This window comes from Streptomyces sp. NBC_00984 (genome assembly GCF_045162475.1).
Classification (GTDB): Bacteria; Actinomycetota; Actinomycetes; order Streptomycetales; family Streptomycetaceae; genus Streptomyces.
Map to the genome: position 1 here is coordinate 7,370,498 of NZ_CP108734.1, position 20,130 is coordinate 7,390,627.

General features: G+C 70.7%; 18 protein-coding genes. 14 read left to right on the plus strand and 4 right to left on the minus strand.

The window, feature by feature from the left end:
* Positions 1-49: 49 nt before the first annotated feature.
* Together OG520_RS33015 and OG520_RS33020 are read right to left on the minus strand one after the other, a co-directional pair.
* Positions 50-898 (minus strand): ABC transporter permease, encoded by an 849-nt coding sequence (locus OG520_RS33015; RefSeq protein WP_399332375.1) that lies wholly within the window; start codon positions 896-898, stop codon positions 50-52.
* Positions 895-1,749: an ABC transporter ATP-binding protein gene (locus OG520_RS33020; protein WP_406015540.1), complete on the minus strand. Its 855-nt coding sequence runs from the start codon at positions 1,747-1,749 to the stop codon at positions 895-897. The genes OG520_RS33015 and OG520_RS33020 overlap by 4 nt, the downstream gene beginning before the upstream one ends.
* A gap of 148 nt (positions 1,750-1,897) precedes the next feature.
* On the opposite strand from OG520_RS33020, the gene OG520_RS33025 reads away from it, so the two are divergent.
* Positions 1,898-2,533, plus strand: coding sequence for a vitamin K epoxide reductase family protein (locus tag OG520_RS33025; protein WP_389974226.1), 636 nt, complete (start codon positions 1,898-1,900; stop codon positions 2,531-2,533).
* Between the two features lie 70 nt (positions 2,534-2,603).
* A complete protein-coding gene (locus tag OG520_RS33030; RefSeq protein WP_406015541.1) occupies positions 2,604-3,983 on the plus strand; it encodes a replication-associated recombination protein A in 1,380 nt (459 codons plus the stop codon).
* Between the two features lie 25 nt (positions 3,984-4,008).
* Here OG520_RS33030 and OG520_RS33035 read toward each other — a convergent pair whose 3' ends face one another.
* Positions 4,009-4,710 (minus strand): DUF2470 domain-containing protein, encoded by a 702-nt coding sequence (locus tag OG520_RS33035; protein WP_406015542.1) that lies wholly within the window; start codon positions 4,708-4,710, stop codon positions 4,009-4,011.
* A 188-nt stretch (positions 4,711-4,898) separates the two neighbouring features.
* On the opposite strand from OG520_RS33035, the gene rpsD reads away from it, so the two are divergent.
* A complete protein-coding gene (gene rpsD, locus OG520_RS33040) occupies positions 4,899-5,513 on the plus strand; it encodes a 30S ribosomal protein S4 (protein WP_030918857.1) in 615 nt (204 codons plus the stop codon).
* Positions 5,514-5,530: 17 nt separating this feature from the next.
* Here the strand turns inward: rpsD and OG520_RS33045 are convergent, their stop codons facing one another.
* Positions 5,531-7,732 (minus strand): ATP-binding protein, encoded by a 2,202-nt coding sequence (locus tag OG520_RS33045; protein WP_406015543.1) that lies wholly within the window; start codon positions 7,730-7,732, stop codon positions 5,531-5,533.
* A gap of 214 nt (positions 7,733-7,946) precedes the next feature.
* On the opposite strand from OG520_RS33045, the gene OG520_RS33050 reads away from it, so the two are divergent.
* From OG520_RS33050 to OG520_RS33100, 11 genes are all read left to right on the plus strand, one after another.
* A complete protein-coding gene (locus tag OG520_RS33050) occupies positions 7,947-8,384 on the plus strand; it encodes a DUF948 domain-containing protein (RefSeq protein ID WP_406015544.1) in 438 nt (145 codons plus the stop codon).
* Positions 8,385-8,391: 7 nt separating this feature from the next.
* Positions 8,392-8,754 (plus strand): DUF6167 family protein, encoded by a 363-nt coding sequence (locus tag OG520_RS33055; RefSeq protein WP_399332363.1) that lies wholly within the window; start codon positions 8,392-8,394, stop codon positions 8,752-8,754.
* Positions 8,754-11,423 (plus strand): alanine--tRNA ligase, encoded by a 2,670-nt coding sequence (alaS, locus tag OG520_RS33060; RefSeq protein WP_406015545.1) that lies wholly within the window; start codon positions 8,754-8,756, stop codon positions 11,421-11,423. Before OG520_RS33055 ends, alaS begins: the two co-directional genes overlap by 1 nt.
* A gap of 8 nt (positions 11,424-11,431) precedes the next feature.
* Positions 11,432-11,905 carry a Holliday junction resolvase RuvX gene (gene ruvX / locus OG520_RS33065; protein ID WP_399332487.1) on the plus strand — a complete coding sequence of 158 codons (474 nt, stop codon included), beginning with the start codon at positions 11,432-11,434 and terminating at the stop codon, positions 11,903-11,905.
* A 96-nt stretch (positions 11,906-12,001) separates the two neighbouring features.
* Positions 12,002-13,699, plus strand: a complete 1,698-nt coding sequence (gene mltG, locus OG520_RS33070) for an endolytic transglycosylase MltG (RefSeq protein WP_406015546.1) — start codon at positions 12,002-12,004, stop codon at positions 13,697-13,699.
* A complete protein-coding gene (locus tag OG520_RS33075) occupies positions 13,686-14,522 on the plus strand; it encodes a shikimate dehydrogenase (RefSeq protein ID WP_406015547.1) in 837 nt (278 codons plus the stop codon). Before mltG ends, OG520_RS33075 begins: the two co-directional genes overlap by 14 nt.
* Positions 14,523-14,670: 148 nt before the next feature.
* Positions 14,671-15,855 (plus strand): chorismate synthase, encoded by a 1,185-nt coding sequence (gene aroC / locus OG520_RS33080; protein ID WP_266421959.1) that lies wholly within the window; start codon positions 14,671-14,673, stop codon positions 15,853-15,855.
* Entirely contained in the window at positions 15,852-17,498 is a 1,647-nt protein-coding gene (gene aroB, locus OG520_RS33085) for a 3-dehydroquinate synthase (RefSeq protein WP_406015548.1), read from the plus strand. The genes aroC and aroB overlap by 4 nt, the downstream gene beginning before the upstream one ends.
* Positions 17,495-17,935, plus strand: coding sequence for a type II 3-dehydroquinate dehydratase (aroQ, locus tag OG520_RS33090; protein ID WP_266421965.1), 441 nt, complete (start codon positions 17,495-17,497; stop codon positions 17,933-17,935). Before aroB ends, aroQ begins: the two co-directional genes overlap by 4 nt.
* A gap of 127 nt (positions 17,936-18,062) precedes the next feature.
* Entirely contained in the window at positions 18,063-18,884 is an 822-nt protein-coding gene (locus tag OG520_RS33095; protein ID WP_406015549.1) for a Pro-rich N-terminal domain-containing protein, read from the plus strand.
* A 104-nt stretch (positions 18,885-18,988) separates the two neighbouring features.
* Positions 18,989-20,095 carry an aminopeptidase P family protein gene (locus OG520_RS33100; protein WP_266421970.1) on the plus strand — a complete coding sequence of 369 codons (1,107 nt, stop codon included), beginning with the start codon at positions 18,989-18,991 and terminating at the stop codon, positions 20,093-20,095.
* Positions 20,096-20,130 lie beyond the last annotated feature (35 nt).

Sequence of the window (20,130 nt, forward strand, 5' to 3'; positions counted from 1 at the left end):
GCTCCGCGGGCCCCGTCCCGCCGGCCGCCCCGGGGCGCGCGCATCCCGGTCAGTCGTCGCGCCGGTCCTTCCACCGGAAGGTCAGCAGGCACAGCACGAGACCGCCGGCGCACCAGGCACCGAGGACCAGCGCGACCTTCCCGTACTCCCAGCTCCCGGCCTGTTCGAGGACGGCCGCCGACTCGGGCAGGAACACGCCGCGGAAGCCCTGGCACATCCACTTCAGCGGGAACAGCGCCCCGAGGTTCAGCATCCAGCCGGGCAGCGTGTCGACCGATATGTAGACACCGGAGATGAACTGCAGGACGAGGAAGGGCAGGACGACCACCGAGGTCGCACTCCGCCCGGACCTCGGCACACTGCTGATCGCGATGCCGAGCAGCGCGCAGCCGGTGATCCCCAGGACGAAGATCCAGCCGAAGGTCAGCCACTTGCCCGCGCTCGTCGGCAGGTCGACGTCGAACAGTGTGGTGCCGACCAGCAGCAGGGCCGCGGCCTCCAGCAGCCCGGTGACCAGCACCAGCCACACCTTGCCGAGAAAGTACGCGGCGGGCGGCATCGGAGTGCCGCGCAGCCGGCGCAGCACCTTCTCGTCCCGTTCGATCGCGATGGAGATCCCGAGCGACTGGAAGCTGGTCGACATGATGCCCGCGGCGAGCATCGCGGCGACGTACAGCTGGGACGCCGTGATGCCCGCGCCCTTCACGTCGTCGCTGAAGATCGACGCGAACAGCGCCAGGAACACCACGGGGAACGCGAAGGTGAAGACGACCTGTTCGCGCTGGCGGAAGAACTGCCTGAGTTCCAGGGCGCCGCGCCGCAGGCCGATGCTCCAGGCCCCCGGCAGCGACGCCGGCCCGTCCGCGTCGGCCCGCCGCCGGGACGTGCGCGCGGTCATCGGGCCCGCTCCTGTCCGGTGAGCCGGAGATAGACGTCCTCCAGCGTCGGGCGGGTGACCCGCAGCCCGGGTATCTCGCCGTCGAAACGGCCGATCAGGCCGGCGACGGTACGGGTCGGGGCGGTCGTGCGTTCCGAGCGCGGGGTGCCGTCCGGCTCCGTCCACTCGACGGTGGCGTGGGTGCCGAACCGCTCGCGCAGGGCGGCGGGTTCGCCCTCGGCGACCACCTTTCCCGCGGAGATGACGGCGAGCCGGCCGGCCAGCGCCTCGGCCTCCTCCAGATAGTGCGTCGTGAGCACGATCGTCGTGCCCTCCCGGGCCAGGAGCCGGATCAACTCCCAGAAGCGGCGGCGGGCTGCCGGGTCGAAACCGGTGGTGGGCTCGTCCAGCAGCAGGAGTTCGGGGGATCCGATCACGCCGAGCGCCACATCGAGACGGCGCCGCTGGCCGCCGGAGAGTTCCTTGATGCGGGCGTCGGCCTTCTGCTCCAGACCCACGAGAGCGATGACGTCCTCGCAGTTGCGCGGCCTCGGGTAGTAACGGGCGAAGTGCGCCACCGTCTCGCGCACCGTCAACTCGGCGGGTGCGGATTCATCCTGCCAGACGATGCCGACCCGGGAACGCCAACGGCGGCCGGCGCGCGCCGGGTCGACGCCGAGCACCGACACGGTCCCCTCGTCGCGGCTGCGATGACCCTGCAGGATCTCCACGGTCGTGCTCTTCCCCGCCCCGTTCGGCCCGAGGATCCCGAACACCTCGCCCTGCCCGATCCCCAGGTCCAGGCCGTCGACGGCGGTGAGTCCGCCGTAGCGTTTCCTGAGGCCGCGTACCTCCACCGCGAGTTCGGTCATGGTGCCGAGCTTCCCCCGGACCCTTGGGTTCCGTGCCGGTCGTGCGCAGACCTTTGAGTACACCTTTATGTCCATCGAACAGAGGGCCGACGCCGTGGTGCGGCACAATGACCGTGCCCAGCAGGCCACTCACTGATGGAACGGCGATATGACGACTGCAGCGGTTGACCATCCCTCCTCCGAACAGGACGAGGACGGCGGGAAGAGGACCATCGGCGGCAGTCGGGCGCTCGCGCTGCTGCTGGTGATCACCGGCGCTGCCGGACTCCTCGCCGCCTGGGTCATCACGATCGACAAGTTCAAACTGCTGGAGGACCCCAACTTCACACCGGGGTGCAGCCTCAACCCGGTTGTCGCGTGCGGCAGCATCATGAAGAGCGAGCAGGCGGCCGCCTTCGGCTTCCCGAACCCGATGCTCGGCATGGCGACCTACCCCGTGATCATCGGCATCGGGCTGGCGCTGCTCGCGGGCGCCCGCTTCCGAAGCTGGTACTGGCTCGGGATGAACGCCGGCGCGCTGTTCGGCGTCGGCTTCTGCACCTGGCTCCAGTACCAGTCGCTCTACAACATCAACTCGCTCTGCCTCTGGTGCTGCCTGGCCTGGGTCGCCACGATCTTCATGTTCTGCTACATCACCACGCACAACATCAAGCACCGGATCATTCCCGCGCCGAACTGGCTGCGCAACGGTCTGACGGAGTTCCACTGGGTGCCGCCGGTCCTGTGGGTCGGCATCATCGGCATGCTGATCCTGACCCGCTGGTGGGACTTCTGGACCAGCTGACCGGCCCGCTCGTCCCTCCCGGGCGACCGGCCCGGCGGGGATGTCAGTGCCGTGACATAGGCTTCAAAACGTGGAGCCCGACCTCTTTACCGCAGCAGCCGAAGACCGCCAGGAGAAGGACCCGTCCAGCAGCCCACTGGCTGTCCGGATGCGCCCCCGCACCCTCGACGAGGTCGTCGGCCAGCAGCATCTGCTCAAGCCGGGCTCGCCGCTGCGCCGCCTCGTGGGCGAGGGGGCCGGCGGGCCGGCGGGCCCGTCCTCGGTGATCCTCTGGGGTCCGCCCGGCATCGGGAAGACGACTCTGGCGTACGTGGTCAGCAAGGCCACCAACAAGCGCTTCGTCGAGCTCTCCGCGATCACCGCGGGCGTCAAGGAGGTCCGCGCCGTCATCGAGGGAGCCCGCCGCGCCACCGGCGGCTACGGCAAGGAGACCGTCCTCTTCCTCGACGAGATCCACCGCTTCTCCAAGGCGCAGCAGGACTCCCTGCTCCCGGCCGTGGAGAACCGCTGGGTGACGCTGATCGCGGCGACCACCGAGAATCCGTATTTCTCGATCATCTCGCCCTTGCTGTCCCGCTCGCTGCTGCTCACCCTGGAATCGCTCACCGACGACGATCTGCGCGGGCTGCTCGGGCGCGCGCTGGCCGACGAGCGCGGGCTCGGCGGCGCGGTGACGCTGCCGGAGGAGGCCGAGGCGCATCTGCTGCGCATCGCGGGCGGCGACGCGCGCCGGGCGCTGACGGCGCTGGAGGCCGCGGCCGGTGCCGCGCTGTCCAAGCAGGAGAAGGAGATCAGCCTCCTGACCCTGGAGGAGACGGTCGACCGCGCGGCCGTCAAGTACGACCGGGACGGCGACCAGCACTACGACGTGGCGAGCGCGCTCATCAAGTCGATCCGCGGCTCCGACGTGGATGCCGCGCTGCACTACCTGGCCCGGATGATCGAGGCGGGGGAGGACCCCCGGTTCATCGGCCGGCGGCTGATGATCTCGGCCAGCGAGGACATCGGCCTCGCCGACCCCACGGCCCTGCCCACCGCCGTGGCGGCCGCCCAGGCGGTGGCCATGATCGGTTTCCCGGAGGCGGCGCTCATCCTGAGCCACGCCACGATCGCCCTGGCCCTCGCCCCCAAGTCCAACGCGGCGACGCTGGCGATCTCCGCCGCCCAGGAGGACGTGCGCAACGGCCTCGCGGGCCCTGTCCCGGCCCATCTGCGCGACGGCCATTACAAGGGCGCCGCCAAGCTGGGCCACGCCCAGGGCTACGTGTATCCGCACGACGTCCCCGGCGGGATCGCCGCCCAGCAGTACGCGCCGGACGCGGTCCGCGACAAGCACTACTACCGGCCCACGCGCTACGGCGCGGAGGCGCGCTACGCCGATGTGGTGGAGCGGGTCCGCGAGCGGCTCGGCCGCACAGCCGGCGACGACACCCGCCCGTCCGCGGGCTGAGGGCCGAGCGGAGCCGCGCCCCCGTTCAGTACGCCGCCGCCTCGAAGAGCGTGTGCATGGCCTGGCTCAGTTCGACGACGTCCCGCACCGGAGCGGGGAACTCGAAGCGCGCGTCGTAGCACTGCCCCCGGTCCTCGCACAGCCGCAGCCGCAGCCCGTACCGGTCGAGCGCGAGCGGTACGACGGAGGGCAGGTGGGCCGAGCAGCGACCGGCCGCCCGTTCGCCCAGCAGCCCGCACAGCATCGCCAGCTGCTCGCCGTGCGCAGCGTGCAGATGCTGCAGCAGCTCCGCCTCGTGTCCGATCAGCGGATCGGGTGCCGCGTCCCGGAATTCCTCCGGTTCCACGTCCTGCGCGCCCCACAGATCGTCGACGTACGCCTCGCCCGTCTCCAGCCGGAGCGTCATCCGACCGGGCCCCGACATGCCGGGTACGGTGGTGAGCCAGCCCGAGACCCACGCCCGGCCGCGGATGCGGTGCGGGACGGAGACCGGGGCGACGTCCGTGATCTCCAGCACAGCCGTCAGTTCGTCGTCCTCGGCGTGCGTCGCGGCCCGTACGGCCGGGGAATCAGCGGGGAGTTCGAGGAACAGATCCCCGTCGGGCCCCACGCTTCTGGTCAGTGGCATCACCTGGTCCGAGCCGGCCACGTCCAGCCCTGGGATGAGCAGCACCGCCGAACAGGTACTCTGTACGAGAGTTCGTGTGCGCTCGGCTGCTGACGGCATCCGAGTGTTTTCAAGCCCGCCGGGACGCGGCTGACCACGATCTGATCGGTCCTCCGTCGTATCGGCACCCCGAGGGGTGTCGACGCTGTCAGTGCTGTCCGTGATGTGACTGGTGTTCCCCGGGCGAGACATGCGATCTCCTCAAGTAAGGTGAGCCTAACCTAACCTACAACGGAGGTCTGGAGAACGTGCCTAACCAGTCGCGTCCCAAGGTCAAGAAGAGCCGCGCGCTCGGCATTGCGCTGACGCCGAAGGCCGTCAAGTACTTCGAGGCCCGCCCCTACCCGCCGGGCGAGCACGGCCGTGGCCGCAAGCAGAACTCGGACTACAAGGTCCGTCTGCTGGAGAAGCAGCGTCTGCGCGCCCAGTACGACATCAGCGAGCGCCAGATGGCGCGTGCCTACGACCGCGCCAAGAAGGCCGAGGGCAAGACGGGCGAGGCGCTCGTCGTCGAGCTCGAGCGCCGTCTCGACGCGCTGGTCCTGCGTTCGGGCATCGCCCGCACCATCTACCAGGCCCGCCAGATGGTCGTGCACGGTCACATCGAGGTCGACGGCCGCAAGGTCGACAAGCCGTCCTTCCGTGTCCGTCCCGACAACATCGTGATGGTCCGCGAGCGCAGCCGCGACAAGCACCCCTTCCAGGTGGCCCGCGAGGGTGGCTACGCCCCCGACGGCGAGACCCCGCGCTACCTGCAGGTGAACCTGAAGGCCCTGGCCTTCCGCCTTGACCGGGACCCGAACCGCAAGGAAATCCCCGTGATCTGCGACGAGCAGCTCGTCGTCGAGTACTACGCCCGCTGATCCAGGCGTAGCCGCTCTCACCAGCGCTCGGGCCCGCCCCTCCCGGATGTACGGGAGGCGGCGGGCCTCCGCGTTTTCCCGGGGCCCGGGGGCGTTCCGGGCAGCCGCGCCGGAGTCTCCGGGTGGTCCGCGGGGCCGCTCGCCAGAGCCCTGGCCACCGCCGCGTCCGGATCCAGTTCTCCGCCCGCGCGCAGCCCCGATTCGTAGCGGACGTCGCCCAGCTCCCGGCGGGCCAGCTCCTCGCAGCGGACCCGGGGCTGCCCGTAGTGCGCCGATCCGAACAGCGGCAGTCCCACCGACGGCCAGATCCGGTCGGCGGCCCCCTGGAGCACCGCCGCCTCCGCCGCATCGCCCTCGATGGCCGTGATCAGCGCCAGCAGTTCCAGGGCGAGCACCGAGCCGAGCAGATCGTGGAAGGTGTGGCTGATCGCCAGCGACTGACCGAGCAGTTCCCGGGCCCGGTCCGGCCGGCCGCGCTGCGATGCCGCGAAGGCCAGCACGTACAGCGCGTACGACAGGGCCCACCGCTCCCCGTGGTCCTCGCAGATCTCCCTGACCTCTTCGCAGATCGCGGCCGCCCCGTCCAGATCCCCGTGGAATCCGACCGCCATCGCGAGCTCGACCTGGGCCATCAGGACGTTGCTGTTCAGCTCGCCGAGCTCCCGGTAGCGGCGCAGCGCGTCGTCCAGCAGCTCCTGAGCCCTGGCCATGTCGTCGGTGACGAGCGCCAGACATCCCATCCGGTGCACCGCGTACGCGAGCGCCGTGGAGTCATCGGCCCGGTCCGCCTCGTCCCGGCACTCCTGCAGCGCGGAGACCGCGCCGACCGGGTCGCCCTGAAGCACGGCCACGTACCCGAGCACCCACAGCGCCTTCAGTCGCGAGGAGTCGTACGGGGTGTCCTCCTCCAGCACATGGTCCAGCCAGTGCCGGCCTTCCGAGAGCCGCCCGCAGCCCACCCAGAGGAACCACAGGGTGCCCGCCAGATACTGCGCGAGATGGGCCTCGCCCGGAATCTCCAGCGAACACTCCATCGCCCGGCGCAGATTCGGCAGCTCGCTCTCGACCCGGGCGGCCACCTCGCCCTGCCGGGGGCTGAACCAGTCGAGCTCGCACCAGGTCGCGAGCCCCAGGAACCAGTCCCGGTGGCGGCGCCGCAGCCGGTCCGTGTCATCGGTGGCCGCCAGCCACTCGGCGCCGTACTCCCGCACCGTGTCCAGCATCCGGTAGCGGGTGCCCTGCGCCGAGTCCTCGCGCACCACCACGGACTGCGCCAGCAGCCCGGAGAGCACATCGAGCACCGACTCGGCCGGCAGATCGGCGCCGCTGCAGATGTATTCGACGGCCTCCAGGTCGAACTGCCCGGGGAACACCGAGAGCCGCGCCCAGAGCAGCCGCTGCTCCGGAGCGCAGAGTTCATGGCTCCAGCCGATGGCCGTACGGAGCGTCTGGTGGCGCGCCAGCGCGCTGCGGCTGGAACCGGTCAGCAGCCGGAAGCGGTCGTCCAGACGCTGCAGCACCTGGTCGGTGGACAGGGCGCGCAGCCGCCCGGCGGCCAGTTCCAGGGCGAGCGGGATTCCGTCCAGGCGGCGGCACAGCTCCAGGGCGGTCGAGCGGTTGTCGTCGGTCAGCCGGAAATCCGGCCGTACGGCGGCGGCCCGCTCCGCGAAGAGCAGCATCGCGTCCTCGTCCGTCATCGGCGCGAGCGGGTAGGTGAGCTCCCCGTCCAGTTCCAGCGGCAGCCGCCCGACGGCCAGCACCCGCAGCCCCGGGGCCCGGCGCAGCAGTTCCCGCACCAGTTCGGTGCAGGCGTCGACGAGATGTTCGAAGCCGTCGACCACCAGCAGGAGCCGGCGCCCGGCCAGATGCTCGATGAGGGTCGTGCGCGGCGGTCTGCTGGTGTGATCGGTGAGTCCCAGCGCGTCGACCAGGGCGTGTTCCAGCAGCTCGGGGTCGTGGACGTCGGAGAGCTCGGCCATCCGGACGCCGTCGCAGTACCGTTTCTGCAGAAGCGCGGCGATCCGGGTGGCACAGCGGGTCTTGCCCACGCCGCCCACGCCGACGACGGTGACGAGCCTTGACTCGTCCAGGAGTTGGGCGAGACGGACGAGTTCGTTCTGCCGTCCCACGAATCTGTTCAGTTCCGCCGGGAGATTTCCGAGGGCGGTGGGGGCGCTCGGATCGTGGGGGGACGGAAAGGGGCGCTGGGGGCGTCGCATGAAACACGCAGAGTACTGGCACGGAAGCTCTCCGTACAATCTCCTTATGGGAACGCCCGTCGTTCCCGCCGGTAATGCGGTACGGGGTGCGACCACCGGCGCGATAGGCTCGGGGGACGACGATCGGCTGTTGCGACGGCCGTCGCCGGACCGAGCAGAGACAGTACAGAGACAGCGACAAGCTAGAGAGCGGTGCACTGTGTCCGGTGGAGAGGTGGCCGGGATCCTGGTGGCCGTCTTCTGGGCGATCCTGGTTTCGTTCCTCGCCGTCGTGCTGGTGAGGCTGGCCCAGACGCTCAGGGCGACCACCAGGCTCGTGGCGGACGTGACCGAGCAGGCGGTCCCGCTGCTCGCCGACGCCTCCGCCACCGTGCGTTCCGCGCAGACCCAGCTCGACAAGGTCGACGCCATCGCGACGGACGTCCAGGAAGTCACCTCGAACGCCTCCGCGCTCTCCACCACCGTCGCCTCGACCTTCGGTGGCCCGCTCGTCAAGGTCGCCGCGTTCGGCTACGGGGTTCGGCGGGCCATCGGCCGCAAGACCGATCCCGAACCGGAACCCGCCCGCCGTTCGGTGCTGGTCGGCCGCACCGTGCCGTCCGCGCGCGGCAGGAAGCGCAACGGCAGAAACCCCCGCGGACCGAAGGACTGACGCAGCCATGTTCCGCCGTACGTTCTGGTTCACCGCCGGTGCCGCCGCCGGTGTCTGGGCCACCGCCAAGGTCAACCGGAAGCTCAAGCAGCTCACCCCCGAGAGCCTTGCGGCGCAGGCCGCGGACAAGGCGGTCGAGACGGGGCACAAGCTCAAGGACTTCGCGCTGGACGTCCGTGAGTCCATGGCCCGGCGCGAAGCCGAACTGGGCGAGGCGCTGGGCCTGGCGGCACCGGTCGACCGGGAACTGCCGGTCCGGCCGCACTTCGTCGTCGAGGCGTCCGAGCCCGTCGGGCCCGACAGGTCTCTTGAGACCGCCAAGTACCGCAAGCTCCCCTACAAGTCGTACAACCGGAATGAGGACCACTGATGGAGTCGGCTGAAATTCGTCGCCGCTGGCTGAGCTTCTTCGAGGAGCGCGGTCACACCGTCGTCCCTTCGGCGTCGCTCATCGCGGACGACCCGACTCTGCTGCTGGTCCCCGCGGGCATGGTCCCCTTCAAGCCGTACTTCCTCGGCGAGGTCAAGCCGCCCGCCCCGCGCGTCACCAGCGTGCAGAAGTGTGTCCGTACGCCGGACATCGAAGAGGTCGGCAAGACCACCCGGCACGGCACGTTCTTCCAGATGTGCGGCAACTTCTCCTTCGGCGACTACTTCAAGGAAGGCGCCATCTCCTACGCCTGGGAGGCTCTGACGAGCTCCGTGGCGGACGGCGGCTTCGGCCTCGACCCCGAGCGGCTGTGGATCACGGTCTACCTCGACGACGACGAGGCCGAACAGATCTGGCGCGACAAGATCGGCGTACCGGCCGAGCGCATCCAGCGCCTGGGCAAGAAGGACAACTTCTGGTCCATGGGTGTCCCCGGCCCCTGCGGTCCCTGCTCCGAGATCAACTACGACCGCGGCCCCGAGTTCGGCGTCGAGGGCGGCCCGGCCGTCAACGACGAGCGGTACGTGGAGATCTGGAACCTGGTCTTCATGCAGTACGAGCGCGGCGCCGGTGACGGCAAGGAGGACTTCCCGATCCTCGGCGACCTGCCGTCGAAGAACATCGACACGGGTCTGGGCCTGGAACGCCTCGCCATGATCCTGCAGGGCGTACAGAACATGTATGAGACGGACACCCTGCGCGTCGTCATGGACCGGGCCACCGAGCTGACCGGCGTCCGGTACGGCGCCGACCACGGTTCGGACGTCTCGCTCCGCGTGGTCGCCGACCACATCCGTACCTCCGTGATGCTCATCGGTGACGGCGTCACGCCGGGCAACGAGGGCCGCGGCTACGTCCTGCGCCGGATCATGCGCCGGGCCATCCGCAACATGCGGCTGCTGGGTGCCACCGGGCCGGTCGCCAAGGACCTGGTCGATGTCGTGATCGAGACGATGGGGCAGCAGTACCCGGAGCTGATCACCGACCGCAAGCGCATCGAGACCGTGGCCCTCGCCGAGGAGGCCGCCTTCCTCAAGGCGCTCAAGGGCGGCACCAACATCCTCGACACCGCCGTCACCGAGACCAAGGCCGCCGGCGGCAAGGTCCTCGCCGGCGACAAGGCGTTCCTGCTCCACGACACCTGGGGCTTCCCGATCGACCTCACCCTGGAGATGGCCGCCGAACAGGGCCTCTCGGTGGACGAGGACGGCTTCCGCCGCCTGATGAAGGAGCAGCGGGAGCGCGCCAAGGCCGACGCCCGCGCCAAGAAGACCGGTCACGCCGACCTGTCCGCCTACCGCGAGGTCGCCGACAACTCGGGCGCCACCGACTTCACCGGCTACACCGCCACCGAGGGGGAGTCCACCATCGTCGGCCTCCTCGTCGACGGAGTGTCCTCCCCGGCCGCCTCCGAGGGCGACGAGGTCGAGGTCGTTCTCGACCGCACGCCGTTCTACGCCGAGGGCGGCGGCCAGATCGCCGACCAGGGCCGGATCAGGCTCGACACCGGCGCCGTCATCGAGGTCCGCGACGTCCAGAAGCCGGTCCCCGGCGTCCACGTCCACAAGGGCGTCGTCCAGGTCGGCGAGGTCACCGTCGGCGCTCCGGTCCTCGCCTCGATCGACGTCAAGCGCCGCCGTGCCATCGCCCGCGCCCACTCCGCCACGCACCTCACGCACCAGGCCCTGCGCGACGCGCTCGGCCCGACGGCCGCCCAGGCCGGTTCCGAGAACCAGCCCGGCCGCTTCCGCTTCGACTTCGGCTCGCCGAACGCCGTTCCCGGCTCGGTCATGACCGACGTCGAGCAGAAGATCAACGACGTGCTCTCGCGCGAACTCGACGTCCAGGCCGAGGTCATGTCGATCGACGAGGCCAAGAAGCAGGGCGCCATCGCCGAGTTCGGCGAGAAGTACGGCGAGCGGGTCCGGGTCGTCACCATCGGCGACTTCTCCAAGGAGCTCTGCGGCGGCACGCACGTCCACAACACCGCCCAGCTCGGGCTGGTGAAGCTGCTCGGCGAGTCGTCCATCGGTTCCGGTGTGCGGCGTATCGAGGCCCTCGTCGGCGTCGACGCGTACAACTTCCTCGCCAAGGAGCACACGGTCGTCGCCCAGCTCCAGGAGCTGGTCAAGGGGCGTCCCGAGGAGCTCCCGGAGAAGATCGCCGGAATGCTCGGCAAGCTGAAGGACGCCGAGAAGGAGATCGAGAAGTTCCGCGCGGAGAAGGTCCTCCAGGCCGCCGCCGGACTGGTCGAGTCCGCCAAGGACGTACGCGGCGTCGCCCTGGTCACCGGCCAGGTCCCCGACGGCACGTCGGCCGACGACCTGCGCAGGCTCGTCCTCGACGTCCGCGGCCGCATCCAGGGCGGCCGGCCGGCCGTCGTGGCCCTGTTCACCACCGCCAACGGCCGCCCGCTGACCGTCATCGCCACCAACGAGTCCGCCCGCGAGCGCGGTCTCAAGGCCGGCGACCTGGTCCGGGCCGCGGCCAAGACCCTCGGCGGCGGTGGCGGCGGCAAGCCGGACGTCGCCCAGGGCGGCGGCCAGAACCCCGAGGCCATCGGCGCCGCGGTGGCGGCTGTCGAACACCTCGTCACCGAGACGGCGTGACGGCGGGAATGACGCAGATGCGCCGCGGTCGCCGTCTCGCGATCGATGTCGGGGACGCCCGGATCGGGGTCGCCTCGTGCGACCCCGACGGGATCCTCGCCACGCCGGTGGAGACCGTTCCGGGACGCGATGTCCCGGCGGCCCACCGGCGGCTCGGACAGATCGTCGAGGAGTACGAGCCGATCGAGATCATCATCGGCCTGCCGCGGTCCCTCGGCGGCGGTGAGGGACCCGCCGCCGCCAAGATCCGGGTCTTCGCACAGGAGGTCGCCCGCTGGGTCGCGCCCATTCCGGTGCGGTTGGTGGACGAGAGGATGACCACAGTGACGGCCAGTCAAGGGCTGCGCGCTTCGGGCGTGAAGTCCAAGAAAGGCCGATCCGTCATCGATCAAGCTGCCGCTGTGGTGATCCTTCAGAACGCTCTGGAGTCCGAACGGGCGTCGGGCCAGGCCCCCGGCGAAGGCGTCGAAGTGGTTGGCTGATCGCGATACGGTAACGTTCCGCGCGATGCGGCGGTGCTTCGAACAAACACCGCACAGCAAAGAGACGGAATGTCGTCTCGCGGCTCTAGGGGATCGATGACTGAGTATGGCCGGGGCCCCGGCTCCGAACCGTGGCATCCCGAGGATCCCTTGTACGGGGACCAGGGTTGGGGAGGACAACAGTCTGCCCACGGCCAGAGCCAGTACGGCGGCCAGCAGCAGCCCTACCCGCACGATCCGTACGCGCAGCAGCCGCAGCAGCCGCACGACCCGTACGCCCAGCAGCACTACCAGCAGCAGCCCGGCTACGGAGTCCCGCAGGACCCGTACGCGCAGCAGCAGCCCCGGCAGCCCCAGCAGCCGCAGTACGACAACGGCGGCTGGGACACCGGGCAGCAGACCACCGCGATGCCGTACGACGCCCAGCCGGCCGACCCGTACGGCGGCGGGCAGGGCGGCTACGGCGAGACGCACGACTACTACGGCACGCCGGAGGCCTACCCGCCGCCGCAGCCCCCGGGCCGTCGTGAGGCCGCTCCCCAGCAGGCCCCGACGGAGAGTCCGGACTGGGACCCGGAGGCCCAGCCGGAAGAGACCCACCCCTTCTTCACGGGCGCCGACGACCGTGACGGCAACGACGACGAGCAGGACGACGATCCGCGTGAGTCACGCCGCGGCAGCCGTGGCGGCAACGAGCGCCGCGGCAAGGGCAAGAAGAAGAGCCGCAGCGGCTTCGCCTGCCTGGTCGTCTCGCTGGTCCTGGTCGGTGGCCTCGGCGGGGTGAGCTACTTCGGCTACACGTACTGGAAGGACAAGTTCGGCTCGGCGCCGGACTATGCGGGCAGCGGCTCGGGGTCGGTCGAGGTGGAGATCCCCAAGGGTGCCTTCGGCTACGACATCGGCAACATCCTGAAGAAGCAGGGTGTCGTCAAGAGCGTCGACGCGTTCGTCTCGGCGCAGAGCGAGAACCCCAAGGGTAAATCGATCCAGGCCGGGGTCTATCTCCTCCACGAGAAGATGTCCGCGGCCGAGGCATTGAAGATGATGGTCGACCCGAAGAGCCAGAATCTTCTGGTGATTCCCGAGGGTTCCCGCGATGTCGCCATCTACGGGATGGTCGACAAGAAACTGGGCCTCAAAAAGGGAACGACCAAGGAAATCGCCACGTCCAAGAGGTCCGAGCTCGGTCTGCCCGGCTGGGCGGTCAACGGCAAGGACGTCAAGGACCCGCTGGAGGGGTTCCTCTACCCGGCCGCCTATCCGGTCACCAAGGAAACCAAGCCGGAGACCCTTCTCAAGAAGATGGTCTCCCGTGCCAACGAGGAATACGACAAGCTCGACCTCGAGGGAACGGCCAAGAAGTACAAGCTGGACGGCCCGTGGCAGGTGCTCACCGTCGCCAGCCTGGTCCAGGCGGAAGGCCTCACGCACGACGACTTCCGCAAGATGGCCGAAGTCGCCTACAACCGCTTGAAGCCCGACAACATCGCCACGAACCGCAAGCTCGAATTCGACTCCGCGTTCAATTACCTCAAGAATCAGAGCAAGATCAAGATCGGGTCGAACGAGATCCGGACCAACCCGGACCCGTACAACACCTATTACCACCCGGGCCTTCCGCCGGGTCCGATCAGCAATCCGGGCGACGAAGCCCTGCGGGCCACGCTCAATCCCACCAGCGACGGGTGGATGTTCTTCATCTCGCTCGACGGCAAGAAGACCCAGTTCACCAAGACGGCCGCGGAGCACGAGAAGCTCAACGACAAGTTCAAGGAACAGCATGGCCTCCAATGACGGGCGCCACCGGGCGGCCGTTCTCGGTTCGCCCATCGCGCACTCGCTCTCCCCGGTGCTGCACCGGGCCGCGTACGCCGAACTCGGCCTCACCCACTGGACGTACGACCGGTTCGAGGTCGACGAGGCAGCGCTGCCCGGCTTCGTCGAGGGGCTCGACTCCACCTGGGCCGGGCTCTCGCTGACCATGCCGCTCAAGCGGGCGATCATTCCGCTGCTGGACTCCATCAGTGAGACCGCGTCGTCGGTGGAGGCCGTCAACACGGTCGTGCTCACCGAGGACGGCCGGCGGACCGGTGACAACACCGACATCCCCGGGATGATCGCCGCGCTGCGTGAACGCGGGGTGGAGAAGACCGAGTCCGCCGCCGTCCTCGGTGCCGGGGCGACCGCGTCATCGGCGCTCGCCGCGCTGTCCGGGATCTGCGCCGGGCCGGTCACGGCGTATGTCCGCAGCCGGGAACGGGGCCAGGAGATGCGTGGCTGGGGCGAACGCCTCGGCGTGGACGTCCGGATCGCCGACTGGGCGGAGGCCGAGCAGGCGCTGAGCGCCCCGCTGGTCGTCGCCACCACCCCGGCCGGTGCCACGGACGCCCTGGCCACTGCCGTACCGGAGCGACCCGGCACCCTCTTCGATGTGCTGTATGAGCCCTGGCCCACCCGGCTTGCCGCCGCGTGGACGGCCCGAAGCGGCGCAGTCGTCGGAGGTCTCGACCTTCTGGTGCACCAGGCCGTCCTCCAGGTCGAGCAGATGACGGGCCGTGCGCCCGCGCCGCTCGCAGCCATGCGGCGGGCCGGGGAAGCGGCGCTCGCCGCCCGCTGAAACCCTCGCGCCCGCCGGTGCGATCCGTCCGTCTGCTGGACCGGCGACCGGTTCGGGCTCCCGGTCGTGGGAGGATCGAAGGCGGCGGGCCAGGGCCGCGCACCCGGTCGCGCCGTTGCAGTTCCAGGCGCGAGCATGAGGAGCACCGTTGAGCAGGTTGCGCTGGCTGACCGCGGGGGAGTCGCACGGCCCCGCACTCGTGGCGACGCTGGAGGGTCTTCCCGCCGGCGTCCCGATCACCACGGAGATGGTGGCGGACGCACTCGCCCGGCGGCGGCTCGGATATGGCCGCGGTGCGCGGATGAAGTTCGAGAAGGACGAGGTCACCTTCCTCGGCGGGGTGCGCCATGGTCTCACCATGGGCTCCCCGGTCGCCGTGATGGTGGGCAACACCGAGTGGCCCAAGTGGGAGCAGGTCATGTCGGCCGACCCGGTCGACCCCGACGAGCTGGCCGCGCTGGCCCGCAACGCCCCGCTGACCCGCCCGAGGCCCGGCCACGCCGACCTCGCGGGCATGCAGAAGTACGGCTTCGACGAGGCCCGGCCGATCCTGGAGCGCGCCAGCGCCCGGGAGACGGCGGCCCGCGTCGCGCTCGGCGCCGTCGCGCGGTCGTACCTCAAGGAGACCGCCGGCATCGAGATCGTCAGCCATGTCGTCGAGCTGGCCGCGGCCAAGGCGCCCTACGGCGTCTACCCGACGCCCGCCGACGTCGAGCGCCTCGACGCCGACCCGGTGCGCTGCCTGGACGCCGACGCGAGCAAGGCGATGGTCGCGGAGATCGACCAGGCCCACAAGGACGGCGACACCCTCGGCGGCGTCGTCGAGGTACTGGCGTACGGGGTGCCCGTCGGCCTCGGCTCGCACGTCCACTGGGACCGCCGGCTCGACGCCCGGCTCGCCGCGGCCCTGATGGGCATCCAGGCCATCAAGGGGGTCGAGGTCGGCGACGGCTTCGACCTGGCCCGGGTCCCCGGCTCCAAGGCGCACGACGAGATCCTGGTCACCGAGGACGGCATCAAGCGCGCCTCCGGCCGTTCCGGCGGCACCGAGGGCGGTCTGACCACCGGCGAGCTGCTGCGGGTCCGTGCCGCGATGAAGCCCATCGCCACCGTGCCGCGCGCGCTCGCCACCGTGGACGTGGTCACCGGCGAACCCGCCAAGGCCCACCACCAGCGCTCCGATGTCTGTGCCGTTCCGGCCGCCGGCATCGTGGCCGAGGCGATGGTCGCCCTGGTCCTGGCCGACGCCGTCGCGGAGAAGTTCGGCGGCGACAGTGTCCCCGAGACCCACCGCAATGTGCAGTCGTACCTCGACCACCTCCAGATCCGATGAGCGGCCCGCTGATCGTCCTCGTCGGCCCGATGGGCGTCGGCAAGTCCACGGTCGGTGAGCTGCTCGCCGACCGGCTCGGCACCACCTACCGGGACACCGACGCGGACGTCGTGGCCACGGCCGGCAAGCCGATCCCGGAGATCTTCTACGACGAGGGCGAGGAGCACTTCCGCGAGCTGGAGCGGCGCGCGGTGCACACCGCTGTCGCCGAGCACACGGGCGTCCTCTCCCTCGGCGGCGGCGCCGTGCTCGACGACACGACCCGCGCCCTGCTCGCCGGACGCCCCGTCGTCTATCTCTCGATGGACGTCGAGGAGGCGGTCAGGCGGGTCGGCCTGAACGCCGCCCGCCCGCTCCTCGCGGTCAACCCGCGCCGGCAGTGGCGTGAGCTGATGGACGCCCGCCGCCACCTGTACACCGAGGTGGCCCGGGTGACCGTCGCCACCGACGAGCGCACCCCCGAAGAGGTCGCCCAGGCGATCCTCGACGCACTGGAATTGCCGGAGCGCACGGGCGAAACCGTCACCTCCGGCCGGGAGAACACACGTATGTCCGAGCAGGGCCCCACCCGTATCCCGATCGCCGGCAGCGCGGGCACCGACCCGTACGAGGTGCTGGTCGGCCGACAGCTGCTGGGCGAGCTGCCCGCGCTCATCGGCGACCGTGCCAAGCGCGTCGCGGTGCTGCACCCCGAGGCGCTCGCCGAGACCGGTGAGGCGGTCCGCCAGGACCTCGCCGGTCAGGGCTACGAGGTCATCGCGATCCAGCTGCCGAACGCCGAGGAGGCCAAGACCGTCGAGGTCGCGGCGTACTGCTGGAAGGCGCTCGGCCAGACCGGCTTCACCCGCACCGACGTGATCGTCGGCGTCGGCGGCGGAGCCACCACCGACGTGGCCGGATTCGTCGCGGCGAGCTGGCTGCGCGGGGTGCGCTGGATCGCCGTGCCGACGACCGTGCTCGGCATGGTCGACGCGGCCGTCGGCGGCAAGACCGGCATCAACACCGCCGAGGGCAAGAACCTCGTCGGCGCCTTCCACCCGCCGGCCGGGGTCCTCTGCGACCTCGCCGCACTGGACTCGCTGCCCGTGCACGACTACGTCAGCGGCATGGCCGAGGTCATCAAGGCCGGTTTCATCGCCGACCCGGCGATCCTCGACCTCGTCGAGGCGGACCCGGAAGGCGCCCGTACGCCCACCGGACCGCACACCGCCGAGCTGATCGAACGCGCCATCAGGGTCAAGGCCGAGGTCGTCTCCAGCGACCTGAAGGAATCCGGACTGCGCGAGATCCTCAACTACGGCCACACCCTGGCCCACGCCATCGAGAAGAACGAGCGCTACAAGTGGCGGCACGGCGCGGCCGTCTCGGTGGGCATGGTCTTCGCCGCCGAGCTGGGCCGGCTGGCCGGACGCCTCGACGACGCCACCGCCGACCGGCACCGCGCCGTCCTGGAGTCCGTCGGACTGCCGCTCACCTACCGCGGCGACCAGTGGCCCAAGCTGCTGGAGAACATGAAGGTCGACAAGAAGTCCCGCGGCGACCTGCTGCGCTTCATCGTCCTCGACGGCCTCGGCAAGCCCACCGTCCTGGAGGGCCCCGACCCGGCCGTGCTGCTCGCCGCCTATGGGGAGGTGTCGGCGTGACCCGCCGGGTGCTCGTCCTCAACGGCCCGAACCTCGGCCGGCTCGGCTCCCGCGAGCCGGACGTGTACGGTGCCACGTCCTACGCCGGACTCGTCGACGCCTGCCGGGCACTCGGCAAGGAACTCGGCTTCGACGTCGACGTCCGCGAGACCAACGACGAGGGCGAACTGATCCGCTGGCTCCACGAGGCTGCGGACGGTTCAATTCCGGTCGTTCTCAACCCGGGCGCCTTCACCCACTACTCGTACGGGATGCGGGACGCGGCGGCCCAGCGCACCGCCCCGCTGATCGAGGTGCACATCTCGAACCCGTACGCGCGGGAGGAATTCCGCCACAATTCCGTGGTCGCACCGGTCGCCACGGGGACCGTGGCCGGATTCGGCATCGGCTCCTACCGCCTCGCCCTGCGCGCCCTCGCGGACGAGCTGACCGACTGACGGACCGGATTCCCCGGCCGGCCGGGCACCGTGGCGCGTCCCCGACCGTTGTCCCAGCGGCGGCCGGGGACGGTACGGTTGCCGTTCCACCAGCGCCAGTTGCCTGCACGAGACGGAGTGGCACCGGATGCAGCACGCAGTGGGGGCCCCGCTGCCGCCGCCCCAGGGCCCCGGAAACGGACCTGTCGGCTGGACGCACCAGGCCCAGCACCCCGGCCACCCCGGTCCGCCGGGGCCGCCGCCCAGTGCCCCTCCCTCGCCCGGCGGGTGGAGCGGGCCGGCCCCGCACCATGCTCCGGGGCCTCCTCTCAGGGAGACCACGGGACACGTCCAGCTGCCGCCCGGCGGCCCCGTCCCGCTGCCCGCGCCGGCCGCCGAGCCCGGGACCGGCAGCGCGACCCTCGCCGTCCTCCTGATCGGCCCCGCGGGCGCCGGCAAGACCACCGTGGCCAAGCTCTGGGCCAGCCGCCGCCGGGTGCCCACCGCCCATGTCAGCCTCGACGACGTCCGCGAATGGGTCTGCTCCGGTTTCGCCGACCCGCAGGCCGGGTGGAACGACCACTCCGAGGCCCAGTACCGCCTCGCCCGCCGCACCTGCGGCTTCGCCGCCCGCAATTTCCTCGCCAACGGCATCTCCTGCATCCTCGACGACGCCGTCTTCCCCGACCGGCCGGTCGTCGGCCTCGGCGGCTGGAAGCGTCATGTCGGCCCCGGGCTCCTGCCCGTCGTCCTGCTGCCCGGCCTGGAGATCGTGCTGGAGCGCAACGCCGCCCGCAGCGGGAACCGCCGCCTCTCGGACGAGGAGGTCGCCCGGATCCACGGCAGGATGGCCGGCTGGTACGGCTCCGGACTGCCGATCATCGACAATTCGACGTACGACGTGGAGACCACCGCCCGCGTCCTGGACGACATACTCGCCCGCTCCATAGCCAGCCCCCCGGCCTGGTGAACCACCACCAGGCGGTGCTCCGGCCCGGCGACGGGACCGGCGGCCGCCCCCCGGTCGGATGCGCTGACCGAGCAGGCCCGCGCCACCGCTCGTAGGCTCGTGACATGTCAGAGGTGTACGCCGTCCGCCGCGGGCTGCTCCGCGACCGGTGCGCCGCCGTCGGATCCGCGGCAGCCCTGGTCTCCCGCCCCGCCAATGTCCGCTATCTCGCGGGCGGGGCGCCCCCGGGGGCCGTGCTGCTGCTCGGACCCGGTGGGGACGTCCTGCTCTCCCCCCGTGCCCCGAGCGGCGATCCCGCCGACGGGCGCACCGACGATCAGCTGCGGGTGTCCCTGCTGCCGGCCTCCGACGGCGATCCGGTGGTCGCCGCCGCCGATCTGGCCACTTCCTCGGGCGCGGAGTCCCTCGCCGTCGAGGAGCATCATCTGACGGTCTCCCGTCACCGGGCCATGGGCTCGGTGGCCCCGCGGCTCCGGCTGGCCGATCTCGGCGCCACCGTCGAACAGCTGCGGGTGGTCAAGGACGAGGAGGAGATCGCCTGTCTCCGGATCGCCGCCGAGATCACCGACCAGGCCCTGGGCGAACTCCTCGAATCCATCCTGGTGGGCCGCACCGAACGGCATCTCGCCCTGGAGCTGGAGCGCCGCCTGGTGGACCACGGCGCCGACGGCCCCGCCTTCGCCACCTCCGTCGCCACCGGCCCGAACTCCGGCCAGGGCCGCCACCGCCCCTCGGACCGCAGGGTCGAGGAAGGAGATTTTCTCTCCGTCTGCCTGGGCGCGAACTATCGCGGCTACCGCTGCGAGATCGGCCGTACATTCGTCATCGGGACGACGCCCGCCGACTGGCAGATCGAGCTCTACGACCTGGTTTTCGCCGCTCAGCGGGCCGGGCGCGAGGCCCTGGTGCCGGGCGCCGCCTACCGCGACGTGGACCGCGCGGCCCGGTATCTCCTGGACTCCGCGGGGCACGGCGGGGGCCTGGCACCCTGGACCGGGCACGGGGTGGGACTGGAAATCGACGAGGACCCGCAGTTGGCACCTGCGGCCATGGGTAAACTGGACGCTTGTGTGCCGGTCACCGTCGAACCGGGGGTCCACCTCCCGGGCCGGGGCGGGGTCCGGATCGATGACACGCTCGTCGTGCGCCCCGAGGCGGACGGCGGACCCGAGCTACTCACCATTACGACCAAGGAGCTGCTCGCGCTCTAGCGCGCATCCTCGGTCGTTCCACCAGCTTCAGTCCA

Bases quoted from the DNA above. Each gene is read 5' to 3' on its own strand.
- ruvX (WP_399332487.1), top strand. From the start codon at position 11,432: ATGACGCAGATGCGCCGCGGTCGCCGTCTCGCGATCGATGTCGGGGAC.
- OG520_RS33020 (WP_406015540.1), bottom strand. From the start codon at position 1,749: ATGACCGAACTCGCGGTGGAGGTACGCGGCCTCAGGAAACGCTACGGC.
- OG520_RS33075 (WP_406015547.1), top strand. From the start codon at position 13,686: ATGGCCTCCAATGACGGGCGCCACCGGGCGGCCGTTCTCGGTTCGCCC.
- OG520_RS33015 (WP_399332375.1), bottom strand. From the start codon at position 898: ATGACCGCGCGCACGTCCCGGCGGCGGGCCGACGCGGACGGGCCGGCG.
- OG520_RS33100 (WP_266421970.1), top strand. From the start codon at position 18,989: ATGTCAGAGGTGTACGCCGTCCGCCGCGGGCTGCTCCGCGACCGGTGC.
- OG520_RS33035 (WP_406015542.1), bottom strand. From the start codon at position 4,710: ATGCCGTCAGCAGCCGAGCGCACACGAACTCTCGTACAGAGTACCTGT.
- OG520_RS33095 (WP_406015549.1), top strand. From the start codon at position 18,063: ATGCAGCACGCAGTGGGGGCCCCGCTGCCGCCGCCCCAGGGCCCCGGA.
- mltG (WP_406015546.1), top strand. From the start codon at position 12,002: ATGACTGAGTATGGCCGGGGCCCCGGCTCCGAACCGTGGCATCCCGAG.
- OG520_RS33045 (WP_406015543.1), bottom strand. From the start codon at position 7,732: ATGCGACGCCCCCAGCGCCCCTTTCCGTCCCCCCACGATCCGAGCGCC.
- aroB (WP_406015548.1), top strand. From the start codon at position 15,852: ATGAGCGGCCCGCTGATCGTCCTCGTCGGCCCGATGGGCGTCGGCAAG.
- OG520_RS33055 (WP_399332363.1), top strand. From the start codon at position 8,392: ATGTTCCGCCGTACGTTCTGGTTCACCGCCGGTGCCGCCGCCGGTGTC.
- alaS (WP_406015545.1), top strand. From the start codon at position 8,754: ATGGAGTCGGCTGAAATTCGTCGCCGCTGGCTGAGCTTCTTCGAGGAG.
- OG520_RS33025 (WP_389974226.1), top strand. From the start codon at position 1,898: ATGACGACTGCAGCGGTTGACCATCCCTCCTCCGAACAGGACGAGGAC.